Below are 15,359 nucleotides of genomic sequence, written 5' to 3'. Positions count from 1 at the left end.
TCGATAAGATTAACCGCATACATAAAAAAGCCCGGCCGCACTGTATGGCGCACCGGGCTATTTCAAGTATTTCCGTTACCGCTTTGCAGCGATTACGTGTGAGCCGCCGTCAAAAGAGTTTGAGCGCCTGTTTCATTCGCTGCACGCCGCTTTCGATATCGGCCACGCCGGGAGCCGCGAATGACAGCCGCAATGCGGCCGCATCGATATTGTCCTTATAGAACGCGACACCCGGCACGAACATCACATTGCGCTCGATACAGGCGCGCAGATAATCGGACGCATCCTGCCCGCCCGCCAGCCGCGCCCACACGAACATGCCCCCGGCGGGACGATGAAACGCGATGCCGCTGGGCAAGTGCGCGTCGAGCGCGTCGCACAGCGTGCGGCACTTCACGGCATAAGCGTCGATGATCCGCGGCAGATGACGATCCAGTGCGCCGCTCGCGAGGTATTCGGCGGCGATCGCCTGGGTCCACGGCGAACTGCACAGGTCGACGGTCTGCTTCGCGACCACGCAGCGGCGCAAGATCTCCGCATGCGCGACCATCCAGCCGACCCGCAACCCAGGCGCGACGATCTTCGACAGACTCGAAAAATGCACGACCCAGTCGCGCGAACCCGGCACCTGGTCGGCGAGCGCGAGCAGCGACGGCAACGCCGCGCCGCTGAAACGCAGATCGCCATAGGGATCGTCCTCGACGATCAGAAAGTGGTGGCGCGCCGCCAGTTTCAATAACGCCGTGCGCCGTTCCAGCGACAAAGTCGCGCCGGTCGGATTGGCAAACGTGGGCACCGTGTACAGCAGCCTGGGCGGCCGGGTCAGCGTGCCCGCTTCGAGCAGTGCAGTGAGCGCGGCGACGTCGAGTCCGTCCTGATCGACCGGCACCGTCACCACGTCGGCTTGTTGCAGCTTGAGCGCCTGCAAGGTCGCCGGATAAGCCGGTTGTTCGACCAGCACCACGTCGCCCGGGGCGACCATCACGCGCAACAGCAGATCGAAGCCTTGCTGCGAACCGGTCGTGACGAGCAATTCCTGCGGCGTGCAGGCGGTGCCGCGGCGCGTCATCAATTGCGCGAGCTGATCCTTGAGAACGGCGAGTCCATCGGTCGGGCCGTATTGCAGGCAGAGCGTGGCCTGCTGCGATGCGCGCGACGCGGCGGCGTCGAGCCCTTCGCGGTCGAACAGGTCGCTTGCCGGATAGCCGCCGGCAAACGAGATCATGCCGGGTTGCGCCAGATACTTGAACAGCTCGCGGATCGGCGAACCGGTCGGCGCTTCGAATGCAGGGTTGAACGTGAACATATGACGGGCCGTTTATCTGTCGATGGAAGATCGGCGTCGATTGTGGCCATCGTCGGGGTGGGCGGCAAACGATATCTACGCACTACGTATTGCGTTTACCGCATCATCTGCCGAGTGCGCCTGGCGTGCCTAGACCACGTTCTTTTCCACAATCGGCCGGTTCTCGAGCACGCGGGCAAAGCTCAGCGAGCCAAGATCGAGCGTCGTATAGCGCCCGTGCAGAATCAATTCGCTGACGCCGCGGCCGGTTGCCGGGCCTTGCTGCAAACCATGGCCGCTAAAACCGTTGGCGAAAATGCAGTTATCGACGTCCGGGTGATAACCGATGATCGCGTTCTGGTCGAGGACGTTGTACTCGTAATAGCCGGACCAGCAGTTCTGCACGCGCAGCGCTTCGAATTGCGGCACGCGGTGCGCGAGCGTCGGCCAGATCACTTCGTCGAAGAGCGCGTGATCGACTTCGTCCAGCGGCAAATCGTCGGGATCGTTATCCGCTGAAGGCGAGGCGCCGCAGATAAACGATTTGCCTTCGGGACGAAAATACACGCCGCTCGGATCGATCAGCAACGGACAACGTTCGAGCTGCGCGGGCGAACTGACGTTGAAAATACTGCGGCGGCGCGCGAACACAGGAAGGTCGATGCCGATCATCTGCGCGACTTTGCGTGACCACGCTCCTGCCGCGTTCACCAGCACGTCGCAAGGGTAGGTTTCGCCGCTCGCGGTCTGCACCTGCGTGACACGTTTGCCGTCGCGATACAACGCTGTGACGTCGGCCGCGACATAGCGCGCGCCGAGCGCCTGCGCTTTCTTGCGCAGCGCCTGCACGAGCCCGTAACCGTCGAACCAGCCTTCGCCGCTTTCGCCAAATGCGCCCGCTACGAGATCTTCCGTATTGAGCCAGGGAAAGCGCGCTTGCAACGCGTCTTTGTCGAGCAGACTGATATCGGCGCCGAGACTTCGTTGCAACGTGTGATTCTCGCGCAGCGTCGCCGCGCCGGCGGGCGTCGCCAGAAACAGATAGCCACCTTCGTGCAGATCGATCGACGGTTTCGCGCCGTCGACATCGAGCCGCTCGCCGATCGAGCGCAGAAACTCGATGCCGAACAGCGACATCTGAATGGAAAGCGGTGTAGAGAATTGCTGACGGATCGACGCCGCCGATAACGCCGACGACGAGCGCGCGTAAGTCGGATCGCGTTCGATCACGGTGACGCCGACTGTCGGGTCAGCAAGCCGCAGAAAATACGCGATCGAGCTGCCGATCACCCCACCGCCGACGATCACGACTTTGGAACTCACGTCTTACTCCACAAGTAGCGTAGCCGCCTTCGAACGGCGGGCGGCGCAAACGGATTGCTGAAAGATGCAGTGCGCAGCGGCGCATGAATGCGCCGCTGCCTTCTGCCGGGTACAGCGAACGCTGTCAGCCGATATTGAAGTCGATGCCCTGCGCGAGCGGCAAAGCCGACGAGTAGTTGACCGTGTTGGTCGCGCGGCGCATGTAGGCCTTCCACGCATCCGAACCCGACTCGCGTCCGCCGCCGGTTTCCTTCTCGCCGCCGAACGCGCCGCCGATTTCCGCGCCGCTCGGCCCGATGTTGACGTTGGCGATACCGCAATCGCTGCCCGAGTCGGACAGGAAGCGCTCCGCTTCGCGCAGGTCGGTCGTGAACACGCACGACGACAAACCATGCACGGCCGCATTGTTCGCCTCGACCGCATCCGCGAAATCCGCATAGCGCAACACGTAAAGAATCGGCGCAAAGGTTTCCTTCAACACCACCGAGGTTTGCGACGGCATTTCGACGATCGCCGGGCGCACGTAATAACCGCCTTCATAACCCTTAACCTCGACGCGCTCGCCGCCGAACACCTTGCCGCCGTCCGCCGTGGCCTGTTGCAGCGCTTCCTGCATGCGTGCATACGCTTGCTTGTCGATCAGCGGCCCCATCAGCGTGCCTTTTTCGAGCGGATTGCCGATCGGCACCTTGCTGTACAGCTGCTTCAGACGCTCGATGGTCTTGTCATAGACGCTCTCGTGCACGAACAGACGCCGCAGCGACGTGCAACGCTGCCCTGCCGTGCCGACCGCCGAGAACAGGATGCCGCGCATCGCGAGTTCGTGATCCGCCGTTTGCGCGACGATGCCCGCATTGTTGCCGCCGAGTTCGAGCAGCGAGCGGCCGAAGCGCTTCGCCACTTCCACGCCGACCGTACGGCCCATTTCCGTGCTGCCCGTCGCGCTGACGATCGATGCGCGCGGATCGGCCACCAGCTTCGCGCCGACATCGCGGCCGCCGTTGATCAGCGCGGTCAGGCCGGCCGGTGCGTCGCCGAATTCCTGCAGCGCCTCGTTGAGAATCTGATTGACGGCGAGCGCAGTCAACGGCGTCTTTTCCGACGGCTTCCAGATCACTGCGTTGCCGCACACCAGCGCGAGCGCCGCATTCCACGACCACACGGCCGCCGGGAAATTGAACGCCGAAATGACGACGCAGGTGCCCATGGGGTGCCAGGTTTCGGCCATCCGATGACCGGGGCGCTCCGATGCGATGGTCAGGCCATACAACTGACGCGACAGACCGACCGCGAAGTCGCAGATGTCGATCATTTCCTGCACTTCGCCCATGCCTTCCTGGAGGATCTTGCCGGTTTCGAGCGTGATGATGCTGCCGAGCGCCTGCTTCCTTTCGCGCAGACGGTTGCCGAGCAGGCGCACCAGTTCGCCGCGGCGCGGCGCCGGCACGTTGCGCCAGGCGGCGTAGGCGTCTTTCGCCCGAGCGAGGGCCGCGTCGACTTCCGCCACTGTATTGCTGGCCACGCGGCCGATGAGTTCGCCGGTAATCGGCGAATGGACCGCGATATCGCCGGCTTGCGCAGCGCGAGCGATGCCGAGGTCGGCGAGGATGGTCGAAGCGTCCATGAGGATCCCTTTAATTTCCAATGCGAAACAAGAGTAAGTTCGGAAACTATACACGCGGGTTTTTATGGCGGCAAGGGTATTTGCCCGAAGCTGGACGCACAAGGCTTGCGTGGACTTGCTGTGCTTGATTGAGACCTTCAGATTCGGGCAAACACGCGACTGACGCACGCGCTTGCGTGGACTCGACTGGAACATATCGTCACTCGCACATTCGTTTCCTATTGGAAAAAATGCCCAGATCGGGTTTCCAGGCATCTCCGCACTCCCAAGCTCGCGGGGGCTGGTGCTTGCCTATACCTGAGACGCGTCGTGCGAAGGTGTCGGCGGCAGTGCGACGCTGACTCCGGCTCCGTCGAGCCGGCCACTCGGCCGAGCACATCCAAGCGGCCGCACGACAAGCTTGTTGCAAATCCCAACCATTACGCAATACGATGAAAGCTATTTGTTAGTTTTCTGAGCGATGTGCCATCCCAAAAATACCATGACAATCCAATTCACGTTTATGCTCACATGGATTATTCCAGAGCTAAAAAATCTTTCACGGAGCGAAATCGAGTCCATGATAGAAGTCGCAAGGCAAAATTCCATTCCGAGAATCAGAAAATATTCCGGATATTGCTTTTTTGCTTCGTTTTTTTGCCCTCCTATTTTTTGGACTTTACTATTCATCAAATCAGGACTATTCCCGGATGGAATGTATTTCATATTTTTTGGGGCGATAGGGCTGCTTTCCGTGCTTTCAAATCACCTTTTGACATCAATATTTAATACCCTCATCCTCAAACTGGCTATTTACGACCAGTTGAATAAAAAATCACTCCCTCCGAAGGCATCTACTTGACCAATCCAACAATGGTTCCGCCGCTCAAACCCGCTCAGTCGTGCCTGGGGCTCACCCGTCCAGCGCACGCGACTACCCTCGTTGGCGCAGTCAGCGCCTCGCGAGGCCGCGACTCAGGCATTTCTTCCGTCCGTGACGGCGTTGTTGCATAGATCGCAAACCGCCCCACCACTCTCCTGAACCGAGTCCCGTTGCACGGTTCACAGAGTCGAATCTCTTACCGTTCACGCCAGCGCCGCCGTAGCGCTCATCGTCAGATAGCCTTCGTGATCCTTGGCCCACAGGCCGATGGTCTTGCCGTCGGCGGAAGGTTTGCCGCACACCGTAAAAGGCTGGCCGGCGAAGGTCGGCCGCACTGCCTTGAACGCAAAACTCTGCAGCGTCGCATCGGGCCGCTCGCGGCGCACCAGATCGACCAGCAAGGTTGCAATCAGCGGGCCGTGGACGATCAGCCCCGGATAGCCTTCCACCTGCGTGACGTACGGGTAGTCATAGTGAATTCGGTGGCCGTTGAAAGTCAGCGCGGAGTAGCGGAACAGCATGACCGCGTCGGCGTCGATGGTGCGCCGCCAGGTTTCGCCTTCCGGCGCGAGCGCCGGATGCGGCGGGCGAGCGCCCTCTTGCGGCGCGTCGCGATAGACGATGTCGTGCTCCTCTTCCAGCTTCAGTTCGCCGTTTGCCTCGATCGCGTGCTGCACGGTAACGAACACGAGACGGCCCGAACGGCCGGTCTTGTCTTCGATATTGGCGATGGTGGAGGTGCGTTTGGCGTGCTCGCCGACTTTGAGCGGCGCGTGGAAGGTCAGCCGGCCGCCGGCCCACATGCGCCGCGGCAGCGGCACAGGCGGCAGGAAGCCGCCGCGCCTGGGATGGCCGTCCGGCCCGACCTCGGACAAGGGCGCCGTCGGCAGAAAATACAGCCAGTGCCACAACGGCGGCACCGTATCGCCGTTGTCTGTCCGATCGAGCGTGGCGGCCATTGCCGCCAGCGGAAAGGCCGTGATGTCGTCCTCGGTCACCGCCTCCTTGCTGAGCCAGTCTTCGAGTTTCTCGGGGGAGGCAGACATATGCGAAGTCTCCGAATACGCTGATTGGGCTTGATAGGACCTTACTATGAACCTGACGATGCGTTTCGCGAAGTTTGCATTTGCGAACCGGGCGTTTGTCTGTGCTTAAAACGCCCGCGCGGCGGGCGGACGTGGCGGCGATGCTCGCGGAGCGCGGCGAATGGGAGAGCAAGAGTCGGAGTGCGCCGGATCGGACGCGTGCTTCCACTCCATCATCGCTCGATGATCGCCTGACGGAGAATGCTGATGAATATTGTTGCGAAGTGCGCGCGTTCGCTCGAGCTGGAATTGGAACCTTTGGAACTGGAACGCCCAGCCGAGCATGATGCCGGCATCGGTTCGCTGACGCAGCGCGTGGACGCGATCGACTGGTTCGATGTCGAAGAAGAGTCGAACGGATATGGCTGCGCGATTCTGCGCAATCTGCTCACTCGCGACGAATGTGACGTGCTGACAGCGCGTTATCCGCAAGACGACCTGTACCGCAGCTTCGGGTGGCGTGCTGCCGATCGCAGCCTTGCGAGGTTCAAGCTACCTATGCTCATTACATGAGGCGGCAGCCGGCTATGAGCGGCCCCTCGAGATGTAGCCTCGAAATATTGTCTTTCGAGGCTACATCTCGAGGGACTGCAGACGAAAGACCATCGGGTCGGCGTGACTGGCAGCTTTCGCTCCACCAGAGAGTGGGACACAGTTAGACGCTATGCGGCAACATGCTCTTAACTGCGCTATGAACGACTGCCTTCGGTAAATCTAAAGGTCTGTTGAGAGTCGACTACGCAAGTTCGGCATTGGACGGAGTTCGGCCGCCTTCGCTCGTTCAACCTTCTGCCATAATGAACGGTTTCGAACTATCCGAGAATATGAATCCTGCGGTAACGAGATGACAAGCGACGACCTCCACTCGTTCTTAACCTCCAATTTCGATCTGGTCATCGATCCGCTTGAGCGAGGAGACGGTCGCTCGTACTTTCTGCGGAAGGTGAATTGGCGTCCAGCATCGGCAACGAGAATACTTCGGGTCCAATACGACATGAACGGCAATGTTAGTCATATCAGGCTATGCGTCTCATCGGACAACAATAACAGCGTGTTCGTACCGATACCGGTAGGCTGGACGGCGCTGCGCGAAGCAGTGGCAACCGAAATTTCCCTGTATGGTGAATGCACTGCGAACGAATCAACAAAACGCGGCGTCTAGCTGCTATCTGGAGCCGGTCTCACAAAGGTGAATTGCCGCTCAGTGGGATTTGGCAAATACGTCATGAGGCGCAGATGGAAGGACGAACAAAGCACAGAATGAGAAGGATTGCTTACATCGGCAATGAATAGAATAGCCCAGAGGCAGTCCGCACCGCGCAACTGACCACGCCCGCGGGGAAATGGTGGCCGTGATAAAGCGATTTCGACTTCTTCATCATGCCATCTACGCGACCGACCCCGGAACCTCACAATGCCGCGACCAGTGCGCGCGAGCTTTCAACCCTACCTGAGAAGGCCTGCGGGTGCGACTTCCGTGGGCTGCTCGCCTATATTAGCGAGTCTTAACCTCGCTGACGATCGACTCGAATAACACGACGCCCACCGCCTGATTTGGCAGAATGGCGGCAACATTGCCATTCGCTGCCTGGAGTACTGACGTGCCTTCGGGTATATCCGCATGCCCAGCATAGTGCGCAGCGTTGCCATGCGGACTGAAGATCCATGTGTTTGGCCGTTTTTCGCGCAGGCCATGTCCGGCAGACTTGACTGCTGCTCCAGCGGGGTAGGTTACCGGTCCGACGTGGGTTTCACGGGCCAGCGTTGCATCGCCAACGCCGAGCAGTTTGTGCTGTTTGTTCAGCAGTAACCTTGGACTGGTTAGTGGCAGTTGAAGCGGGCCAATGATCATATCGCCAGACACATCAACATTCCAATCGTCATTGTCGACGAAACCATCATCGTAGATTGTCTTGCCAGGGAGCAGCGCTGATCCTTTCGGAATCGGTGTGCCAACACAACATCACCGGGTTTCAGGTCGCGCTCGAGCGTGATCTTCCGCCAGTTCGACAGCGCGGCATCGACCGCCGACACGGACGCGAGTCTGCCGATCGGATGGCATGCAGCCTGAAAAATAGCACTCACGGTGTATGCACACGATAGCAAGCCGGGAAAGCGCACGCCGAAATAGCGCTTTTCTGTCGCTGCATTCCATCGCGGCATGCCATACAGCGAGCCGTCGTTTTGCACCGACGACGGCGCAGTGACGGCCGCTTCAGCGAGTCGTTGCGCGAGTGGCCGATCGCATTGCGTCACAGGCGTTTTCGCCATCGTAGCCGGACACGGCCTCCAGCACGTCGGCGAGCTTGTTATAGCCGGCCGGAACGTGGCGGTTCAGCAGCCAGGCCGCGATCGGTCGCGCCGATTCCCGGTCTTCGTCGTCGAGCGCGCGGCTGATGAGCCGCGCGGCCGTGCGCCAATAACCGGGCGATGCTGCCTTCGCATACGCATTGTCGGCTTGCCGGCCTCGCGGCGAGTTTGCTGCGTCGAAGGCTTTCTCGAAGTAGCGGCGCACAGCAGTCTTGTCGCGTCGGGCATCGGGCCTTCATCAATTTCCGTCTGCCAAATTTTGACCTCAACGCGTTACTGCGCCAGAACCACATTAGGTACCTGGTTTCTGGTCCCTGCCCGGAAGGCTTCGAAAAGCGCCGCGCCCTGAGGCCAGTTACCTACTCCGCTACCCCCGTTGATATGGCCAAGTGCGCCCGCAACCACCAGTGCGCCATTCCATTGCTGGGTGCGCCGCCTGGCGTATTCGAGACTTCCATACGGATCGTTTTCGCTGGCGACGATGAGCGATGGGAAAGGCAAGGCTGCCTCCGGCGGGTCGGCAAACGCCGCGGCCTCGGCCGGGAAGACGGCGGATCGAGGGTCGGGGACGCTCACCAGGAATGCTCCGCGCACCGGTGTCGCAGTCCTCGCCGCCCAGTGCGCAACCAGCAGGCAAGCAAGGCTGTGAGCGATTAACAGGGGCGGTTCGTCCGTTTCCGAGATGGCGCTGTCGAGCGAGGCAATCCAGTCTTCCAGGTCCGGCTGGTCCCAACTGGAGGGCTGGAAGCGGCGCATCGCCGGGTCTTGCGTTTGCCAATGAGTTTGCCAATGGCTTTTGCCCGACCCGCCGATCCCGGGCAGGACAATGATCTCTGAGGTCATGAATCATCCGATGATAGTTAGAAAAAACGCAGACGATCATCGCCGATCCGCTCATGAATTGACATGGCAAACTATCGGTATAACCGGGTATTTGTCGATACTTTAAAAGTGCGGTGGACGATGAACGATAGAGTGCGATTTCCTTTGGATCAGACAGACGTGTTGATCATCGAAGTCATGCAGAAAGACGGGCGAATTTCGATATCCGAGCTTGGCCGCATGATTGGCCTGTCGCAACCGGCGACTTCGGAGCGCGTCAAGCGGCTCGAGGAACGGGGAGTTCTCGTCGGCTACTCGGCGCGAATCGATCCGTCCGTGCTGGGTCTCAATCTGATGGCGGTGATTCGCCTGCGCACCACGCACGAGCACATTGGCCCATGCCTGAAATGCTTTTCGGAGATGCCGCATGTTCTGGAGGTATTGCGCCTGACCGGCGAGGATTGTTTTCTGCTGAAGGTGCTCGTACCGTCTCCCGCGGAACTCGAGACGATCGTCGATTCAATCGCGCGCTTCGGCTCCGTCACGACGTCTCTGGTGTTGCGAAGCGAAACGCCGAAATCCATCGGGCGCGAGTTGCTCCGACGACTCCACCAGCAATAGCCCTTTCTGTGGTCGCTGGCATCACGCCCGAAACTGGCGCCGATCAGAGGCAACATTGACTGGTTGTAGTAGAGGTTTGCAACCGCAAAGCCGCAGGCAACAGCGAGCCACACCGTGCTGCACGGAGTCGTCTTTCACGACGCGTCTCGGTCTTACCGCTCTCCACGGAGCGGCTGCTCACGACCAGTCATTGCCTCATCGCTTGCCATGGCCGCTATGAAGTCATTTGTCGATGGGACAGCCTTTTCCGTGCGGTCAGCCACTGCGGCACAATCGCGGCGGCGGCAACCAGGGAGAAAACGAGAATGGATGCTGACAGCACGGCATTCCCGGTGCCAAACACGGCGCTGATTCCCATTGAGGCGAGCGATGCGCTACCGATCTGAAAGAAGCCGACGAGACCGGAGGCGGTGGCTGCGTGTCCGTGCTCGCTCGAAATTGCGCCCGAAACAGCCAGCGACAACGATGAACCGTTGGATAGACTGACAAGGAGCATGGGCAACACAATGGCCGCAGCGCCCGGAACGTGCAAGCTCGTCACCAGCGCAAAGGCGACGCCGCCGAGCATGAAAAAGCTTACCCCGCCAACGACAATGCTGTCGTACGACCAGCGATCGAGCAGCCGTTTCGAGACCACGTTCGCCATGATGATGCCGCAGGTCAGCGGGAGATAGAGCCAACCGCTGACCGTTTCCGGCAAGCCGAGACGCTCGAACAGAAAGGGCGACTGGGTCAGGTAGACAAACCAGGCACAGTAGATCGCGCAGACCACCAGCGCGTAGCGAAGAAAGACGCGGTCCCGCAGCACGTGACTGAATCCAGCAAAGGAATGGCCGGCGCTCTGCGTTTCGGGGCGGGTTTCCTTCAGCAGCGACAGTACCAGCAGCAGCGCGGTGGCTCCAAAGACCGCCACGAAGAGGAAATCCGCGCGCCAGCCGAACCCTGCCGCGAGGTAGCCGCCGATGGCCGGCGCAAGCGCAGGCGACAGTGAAACAAGCGGATAGACCACGCTGTACACCTTCGCCGAGGCTCGTTTGTCACAGGTGTCGGCGATGATCGCACGTCCAATGACCAGCCCGGCGGCAGCGCCGAGGGCTTCCAGCATGCGCCAGGCGAGAAAGGGTATGAAGCCATTGGTAACGGCGCAACCGATCGAGCCGGCGATGTAGAGAAGAATGCCGCCGATCAGTACCGGCTTGCGGCCCCGGCGATCGGAGAGCGGGCCGTAGAAGAGTTGCGCGACCGCCAGCACGATCAGATAGGCGGAGACGGTCTGCGGCATCTGCCAGTCAGCGATCCCGAACTCGCCTGCCATTGCCGGCATGGCGGGCAGGTAAACGTCGGATGCGATCAGGCCGAAGGCGCTCAGCATCGCGACGATCAGAATGAGGGTAACTCGTGGCATGAGAAAGGACTCCAGGGCGCCAACGCCGTCCAATGGCGCTGGAAATTACTTCGACTGAGACGAACGGGCACGGCGAACGCATGTTAGCGAGGCGACATGGATGTGAAAATGCATAACAATGCAGCGCATGGCTGCAAATTTGCATTTCAGGGAGCGCAATGAACTGGGACGACATCCGGGTATTTCTGGCGATCTACCGCGCTGGCACGCTGCGAGGGGCCGCACACGCGCTAGACGTCGACCAGACCACGGTGGGGCGGCGACTCGCCGCGCTCGAATCTTGCCTTTCCGCCAGGCTGTTCCTGCGCTCCAACGCCGGCTATGTGCTCACTGAAAGCGGTGAGGAGGCCCGGCAAGTGGCTGAGCCGATGGAGCGCCTCGCCGTGTCCTTCGAGCGTCGCACCGAGGGGGCCGACGAGCGTGTTTCCGGCGAAGTCCGCGTGACGACAACCGACGCGCTGGCTGTAGATTTTGTGATTCCCGCGATCGAGAGACTGCGCGGCAGTCATCCGGATGTCAGCGTCATTCTCACCACGACGACTCGCGTCCTGGACCTTGCGCGACGCGAAGCGGACATCGCTATCCGCACCGTACGTCCGACGCACGCGGAGTTGATCGTTCGGAAACTGGGGGAGTGGGACGTGGGTCTCTATGCGACCCGGCGCTATCTCGAGGTCCGCGGTGAGCCGCAACCGGGGATGGCCTTTGCCGGCCACGACCTGGCGGTCTATCAGTCCGGGGTGACGGAGAATCAGGAGAGTACGCTCGCGGGCGAGCCGACGACGCACGGTCATATCGTCGCAGAGCTGGATTCAAGTCTGATGCTGGCGACCTTCATTCGCGCAGGGCTGGCCGTCGGCGAATTGCCGTCCTACCTGGCGCAGCGCGATCCCGGACTTGTGCGGATCTGGCCGCAGCGCAAACGTGCGGCAGCGTATGAAGCATGGCTTGTATTGCACGAGGACCTCGCGCGTACCGCCCGGGTGCGCGTGGTCGTCGATGCCCTGATTTCCGTGTTTGAGCACGGATGAGCCATAAGAGAGTTCGGCGAACGCCAGCAGCCTGCTCGCAGCAGTTTCTGGGGGGCATTCAGATAGTGCGCCTTCACCGCACTGGCGTTGAGCAACATCTACATGATTATCAACGCCCTCATGTGCCGTAGTTGCGCAGCCGCTCCAGGTCCACCACGGTTATCCCGCCATATTCCAGCCGCACGATGCCGTCCTTCTGTAGCGTCTTGAGTGCCTGGTTGGCAACCTGTCGCGTGATGCCGGACAGCAGGCCCAGTTCTTCCTGCGTGATGTCCAGGTGGTCGCCGCCGCCGGGATAGAGCACTGGGTTGAACAGCGACGCGATGCAACGCGCGAGCCGGGGCGTGGCGTCGAGCAGGCGGTCATACTCCAGCAGCGCCATGAAATGCGAGAGCCGCTCGTTAAGCTGGCGCACCAGAAAACGGTTGAAGGCCACGCTGTTCTCGACGAGCCACATGAACGTGGCCCGCTCCATGAAGGCCATGCGCGTGTCGCGCAAGGCCACAATGTCGTATCGGCGCGGCTCGTTCTTCAGTACGGTTCCCTCGCCGAACCAGCCGCCCGCCGGCACGCCGGTGAAGGTGACGCTGCGTCCTTCGGGCGACACCGTGCCGATCTTGATCAGCCCAGTCACCACGCCGGTCCAGCTTTCAAGCACGGTGTTCTTGGGGCAGATGCAGACGCCGCGCGCAAAGGTCTTCTCAACAATGCCGGCACACGCGTACTCCGCTTCGTCGTCGGGCAGGTCGATCGACCACGAAGCGATGTGTGCCAGCCGTGCGCGGCTGATCCCGGGTCGTGCCGGCTCGACGCAGGCGCCGCGATTCTCAGCCACGCTGGATTCCCACCGGCAGCGCGCTGATGCGTCGCACCTCAGCCGAAGTCAGCCAGGCGCCGGATTCGAGGCACCGAGCGAACAGAGCCGTGGCGTCCTCGCCCCAGAACAGCTCCCCATCCAACGCGAAAGTCGGCACGCCGAACACGCCGAGCGCAATCGCCTGGTCGGTGTGCGCGCGCAGCGCCTCCTTCACAGAAGGCTCCTCGACGGCGGTCAAGCCTTGTGGAAAGCCCACTGCCTCGCACAGCGCGGCGAACCCCTCGGGAGACGCGACCTCGTGCCCGTCGCGCCAGATATGGCGGAAGATGCGCCGCACCGCGTCCTGCGAGCCGCCCATTGCAATCGCGAGCCGGAGGGGCTTGATCGGGTTGAACGGATGCGCGGACGGCATGCGGTACGGGATGTCGAGCTGCTCTGCGCGAAATTGTGCGTAGCGATAGGTGAAGATTCGCTTGGCCGGAATCTCAGCCGGCCCCTTTTGCCCCCAGTGCTTCAAGAGCGCGCCCAGCACAACCGGGCGCAGCTCGACGTTCAGCGTGGATGGCAGCCGCTCAAACTGCTCCAGTTGCAGATACGCGAAGGGCGAAACGAAATCGAAGAACCACGCTGCGGTTCTGGCGGCACTCATTGCGCGTTTCCTCCTGTCTTCGTTCGGGTCACCAGCCCCTGTAAGGAGGGCGCCACCGTGAACGGCGCCTCGGTCACGGCGCGTATGTCGGCGAGTGTCGCATGCGAAAGAATTTCGCGCAAAACGAGACCTTCGCTGGTCACATCGAAGACGGCGTGCTCGGTAACGATCACCTTCACACAGCCACGCCCGGTGAGTGGCAGCGTGCAACGCGGCAATATCTTGGAGCGTCCGTGCTTGTCGGTATGCATAAGCGCTGCGATCACTCTGGGTGTGCCGTAGCACAGGTCCATTGCCCCGCCGATTCCCGGCCACCACTTTCCGCCGCGCTGACAGGCCCAGTTGGCGAGGTTGCCGAGTGCATCGACCTCCAGCGCGCCGAGAATGGTTACATCGATATAGCCGTTGCGCATTGCGCCAAGCGACGTGGCGAGGTCCATGATGGCCGCGCCGGGCGGCAGCGTGATGGGCTCGCAGCCGGCGTTGGTGAAGTCGCTGTCGATGGCGTCGAGAGGCGGTCGGCCGCCGAAGCCGAACGCGCCGTTTTCGGTATGGAAGATCACGCCGGCGTCGGCATCCAGATAGTTGGCCGTCAGCGTGGGAATGCCGAGACCCAGGTTGACGACTTCCCCCGCGCGCAATTCCTGCGCGCAGCGTGCGGCAATGCGCTGTTTAGGGTCTTGGGGAAAGGCTTGTGACGGCATGACGGTCTCCTCCATGGCTTTGACAGGGACTGGGCGCGCTTTATGCACGAGCTTCGACGGCGATAGCGTCGGGCAACCGTCCGAGCCTGGTCCAATGCTGTCTGTAAAGCGCATGCTGCGCTTCGAGCGTTAGCCCTTGTACCACCGCGTCGACGAAGACACCGGGACAACCCACCCGCTCTGGCGGGATCGTCCCGACCTCGACGATCTCATTCGCTTCGACGATCGTGTAACGGCCCGCCATCGCGATGTCGCGCTGGTTCTGCAATGAAGTGCCGCGAAACTCCACGTTGCCGAACGTGTCGGCCCGCCAGCCCTTGATGATCGACACATCCGCGCGCAGCGGCGGCTCGACGAAAAACTCGCGGCCGTCGATCGTGATTTTCTGCTTGAGCGCATCGCGCGCGGGAAACATCCCCGGCTGGTCGAGGATGCCGATACCTACCGGCACCAGCGCCCCGCCGAGCCCCAGCGCGCCGGCCCGTACCTTCTCGGCCCACGTGCCCATGGGGAAGAACTCCGTCACCCGCACCGCATCGGTCAGGTATGCATGCGTCGACTCCTCCGTCGTGCCGACGTGCGTGCCGATGAACTCGGTCAGTTGACCCGACGCGAACAGCTTCGCCTTGAGGAAGCCGCCGCGCAGGCCGGGCGTGTTGGCGATCAACGTCAGTTCGTTCACACCGCTGCAGAGCAAAGCCTCGATGCACCGTGCGGCCTCTCCCGCGCCGACGAACTCACCGAGCATCAGTCGCGTGCCGGACCGCACGTGTGAAAGTGCCTCGTCGATCGATACCACCTTGTTGGCGTATCGCACGATC

General features: G+C 61.4%; 16 protein-coding genes and 1 pseudogene. 3 read left to right on the top strand and 14 right to left on the bottom strand.

Annotated elements, in window-relative coordinates; all coding sequences use genetic code 11:
* Positions 1-109: 109 nt before the first annotated feature.
* The 4 genes from AC07WT_RS22820 to AC07WT_RS22805 all read right to left on the bottom strand — a co-directional run bounded on the left by AC07WT_RS22820 (position 110) and on the right by AC07WT_RS22805 (position 6,140).
* The gene (locus tag AC07WT_RS22820; protein ID WP_494948700.1) at positions 110-1,306 is read right to left on the bottom strand and encodes an aminotransferase-like domain-containing protein; all 1,197 of its coding nucleotides are present in this window, start codon (positions 1,304-1,306) and stop codon (positions 110-112) included.
* Between the two features lie 129 nt (positions 1,307-1,435).
* Complete coding sequence (locus AC07WT_RS22815) at positions 1,436-2,608, bottom strand: NAD(P)/FAD-dependent oxidoreductase (protein ID WP_494948699.1); 1,173 nt, start codon at positions 2,606-2,608, stop codon at positions 1,436-1,438.
* A 124-nt stretch (positions 2,609-2,732) separates the two neighbouring features.
* Positions 2,733-4,232, bottom strand: coding sequence for an L-piperidine-6-carboxylate dehydrogenase (gene amaB / locus AC07WT_RS22810; RefSeq protein ID WP_494948698.1), 1,500 nt, complete (start codon positions 4,230-4,232; stop codon positions 2,733-2,735).
* A 1,065-nt stretch (positions 4,233-5,297) separates the two neighbouring features.
* Positions 5,298-6,140: an HTD2 family dehydratase gene (locus AC07WT_RS22805; RefSeq protein WP_494948697.1), complete on the bottom strand. Its 843-nt coding sequence runs from the start codon at positions 6,138-6,140 to the stop codon at positions 5,298-5,300.
* Positions 6,141-6,386: 246 nt separating this feature from the next.
* Here AC07WT_RS22805 and AC07WT_RS22800 point away from each other — a divergent pair, with 246 nt between their 5' ends.
* Positions 6,387-6,692, top strand: a complete 306-nt coding sequence (locus tag AC07WT_RS22800) for a hypothetical protein (RefSeq protein WP_494948696.1) — start codon at positions 6,387-6,389, stop codon at positions 6,690-6,692.
* A 797-nt stretch (positions 6,693-7,489) separates the two neighbouring features.
* Here AC07WT_RS22800 and AC07WT_RS22795 read toward each other — a convergent pair.
* From AC07WT_RS22795 to AC07WT_RS22775, 5 genes and pseudogenes are all read right to left on the bottom strand, one after another.
* A pseudogene (locus AC07WT_RS22795) lies at positions 7,490-7,558 on the bottom strand (IS6 family transposase); the annotation flags it as partial.
* 116 nt (positions 7,559-7,674) lie between these two features.
* Complete coding sequence (locus tag AC07WT_RS22790) at positions 7,675-8,043, bottom strand: hypothetical protein (RefSeq protein ID WP_494948695.1); 369 nt, start codon at positions 8,041-8,043, stop codon at positions 7,675-7,677.
* Positions 8,028-8,435, bottom strand: a complete 408-nt coding sequence (locus AC07WT_RS22785; RefSeq protein WP_494948694.1) for a hypothetical protein — start codon at positions 8,433-8,435, stop codon at positions 8,028-8,030. The genes AC07WT_RS22790 and AC07WT_RS22785 overlap by 16 nt, the downstream gene beginning before the upstream one ends.
* A complete protein-coding gene (locus AC07WT_RS22780) occupies positions 8,395-8,694 on the bottom strand; it encodes a hypothetical protein (RefSeq protein ID WP_494948693.1) in 300 nt (99 codons plus the stop codon). The genes AC07WT_RS22785 and AC07WT_RS22780 overlap by 41 nt, the downstream gene beginning before the upstream one ends.
* A 68-nt stretch (positions 8,695-8,762) precedes the next feature.
* Positions 8,763-9,332 carry an RBBP9/YdeN family alpha/beta hydrolase gene (locus tag AC07WT_RS22775; protein WP_494948692.1) on the bottom strand — a complete coding sequence of 190 codons (570 nt, stop codon included), beginning with the start codon at positions 9,330-9,332 and terminating at the stop codon, positions 8,763-8,765.
* Between the two features lie 120 nt (positions 9,333-9,452).
* Between AC07WT_RS22775 and AC07WT_RS22770 the strand changes: the two genes are divergently transcribed.
* Entirely contained in the window at positions 9,453-9,932 is a 480-nt protein-coding gene (locus AC07WT_RS22770) for an Lrp/AsnC family transcriptional regulator (protein ID WP_494948691.1), read from the top strand.
* A 214-nt stretch (positions 9,933-10,146) separates the two neighbouring features.
* Here the strand turns inward: AC07WT_RS22770 and AC07WT_RS22765 are convergent, their stop codons facing one another.
* The gene (locus AC07WT_RS22765) at positions 10,147-11,337 is read right to left on the bottom strand and encodes a multidrug effflux MFS transporter (protein WP_494951009.1); all 1,191 of its coding nucleotides are present in this window, start codon (positions 11,335-11,337) and stop codon (positions 10,147-10,149) included.
* Positions 11,338-11,495: 158 nt separating this feature from the next.
* Between AC07WT_RS22765 and AC07WT_RS22760 the strand changes: the two genes are divergently transcribed.
* Complete coding sequence (locus AC07WT_RS22760; RefSeq protein ID WP_494948690.1) at positions 11,496-12,368, top strand: LysR family transcriptional regulator; 873 nt, start codon at positions 11,496-11,498, stop codon at positions 12,366-12,368.
* 118 nt (positions 12,369-12,486) lie between these two features.
* Here AC07WT_RS22760 and AC07WT_RS22755 read toward each other — a convergent pair whose 3' ends face one another.
* The 4 genes from AC07WT_RS22755 to AC07WT_RS22740 are packed head-to-tail and all read right to left on the bottom strand — an operon-like array spanning position 12,487 to position 15,355.
* A complete protein-coding gene (locus AC07WT_RS22755) occupies positions 12,487-13,203 on the bottom strand; it encodes a Crp/Fnr family transcriptional regulator (protein WP_494948689.1) in 717 nt (238 codons plus the stop codon).
* Complete coding sequence (locus tag AC07WT_RS22750) at positions 13,196-13,834, bottom strand: 2-hydroxychromene-2-carboxylate isomerase (RefSeq protein WP_494948688.1); 639 nt, start codon at positions 13,832-13,834, stop codon at positions 13,196-13,198. The genes AC07WT_RS22755 and AC07WT_RS22750 overlap by 8 nt, the downstream gene beginning before the upstream one ends.
* Positions 13,831-14,538 carry a 3-oxoacid CoA-transferase subunit B gene (locus AC07WT_RS22745; protein ID WP_494948687.1) on the bottom strand — a complete coding sequence of 236 codons (708 nt, stop codon included), beginning with the start codon at positions 14,536-14,538 and terminating at the stop codon, positions 13,831-13,833. Before AC07WT_RS22745 ends, AC07WT_RS22750 begins: the two co-directional genes overlap by 4 nt.
* Positions 14,539-14,578: 40 nt before the next feature.
* A complete protein-coding gene (locus tag AC07WT_RS22740; protein ID WP_494948686.1) occupies positions 14,579-15,355 on the bottom strand; it encodes a CoA transferase subunit A in 777 nt (258 codons plus the stop codon).
* Between the last annotated feature and the right edge of the window lie 4 nt (positions 15,356-15,359).

The sequence above is a fragment of the Paraburkholderia sp. GW821-FHT02A12 genome, from assembly GCF_059422005.1.
This window is presented reverse-complemented; position numbering and strand designations above follow the sequence as displayed.

Excerpts from the sequence above, each read along its gene's own strand:
- AC07WT_RS22765 (WP_494951009.1), bottom strand. The coding sequence starts at position 11,337 with ATGCCACGAGTTACCCTCATTCTGATCGTCGCGATGCTGAGCGCCTTC.
- AC07WT_RS22750 (WP_494948688.1), bottom strand. The coding sequence starts at position 13,834 with ATGAGTGCCGCCAGAACCGCAGCGTGGTTCTTCGATTTCGTTTCGCCC.
- AC07WT_RS22800 (WP_494948696.1), top strand. The coding sequence starts at position 6,387 with ATGAATATTGTTGCGAAGTGCGCGCGTTCGCTCGAGCTGGAATTGGAA.
- AC07WT_RS22805 (WP_494948697.1), bottom strand. The coding sequence starts at position 6,140 with ATGTCTGCCTCCCCCGAGAAACTCGAAGACTGGCTCAGCAAGGAGGCG.
- AC07WT_RS22745 (WP_494948687.1), bottom strand. The coding sequence starts at position 14,538 with ATGCCGTCACAAGCCTTTCCCCAAGACCCTAAACAGCGCATTGCCGCA.
- AC07WT_RS22820 (WP_494948700.1), bottom strand. The coding sequence starts at position 1,306 with ATGTTCACGTTCAACCCTGCATTCGAAGCGCCGACCGGTTCGCCGATC.
- AC07WT_RS22760 (WP_494948690.1), top strand. The coding sequence starts at position 11,496 with ATGAACTGGGACGACATCCGGGTATTTCTGGCGATCTACCGCGCTGGC.
- amaB (WP_494948698.1), bottom strand. The coding sequence starts at position 4,232 with ATGGACGCTTCGACCATCCTCGCCGACCTCGGCATCGCTCGCGCTGCG.
- AC07WT_RS22775 (WP_494948692.1), bottom strand. The coding sequence starts at position 9,332 with ATGACCTCAGAGATCATTGTCCTGCCCGGGATCGGCGGGTCGGGCAAA.
- AC07WT_RS22770 (WP_494948691.1), top strand. The coding sequence starts at position 9,453 with ATGAACGATAGAGTGCGATTTCCTTTGGATCAGACAGACGTGTTGATC.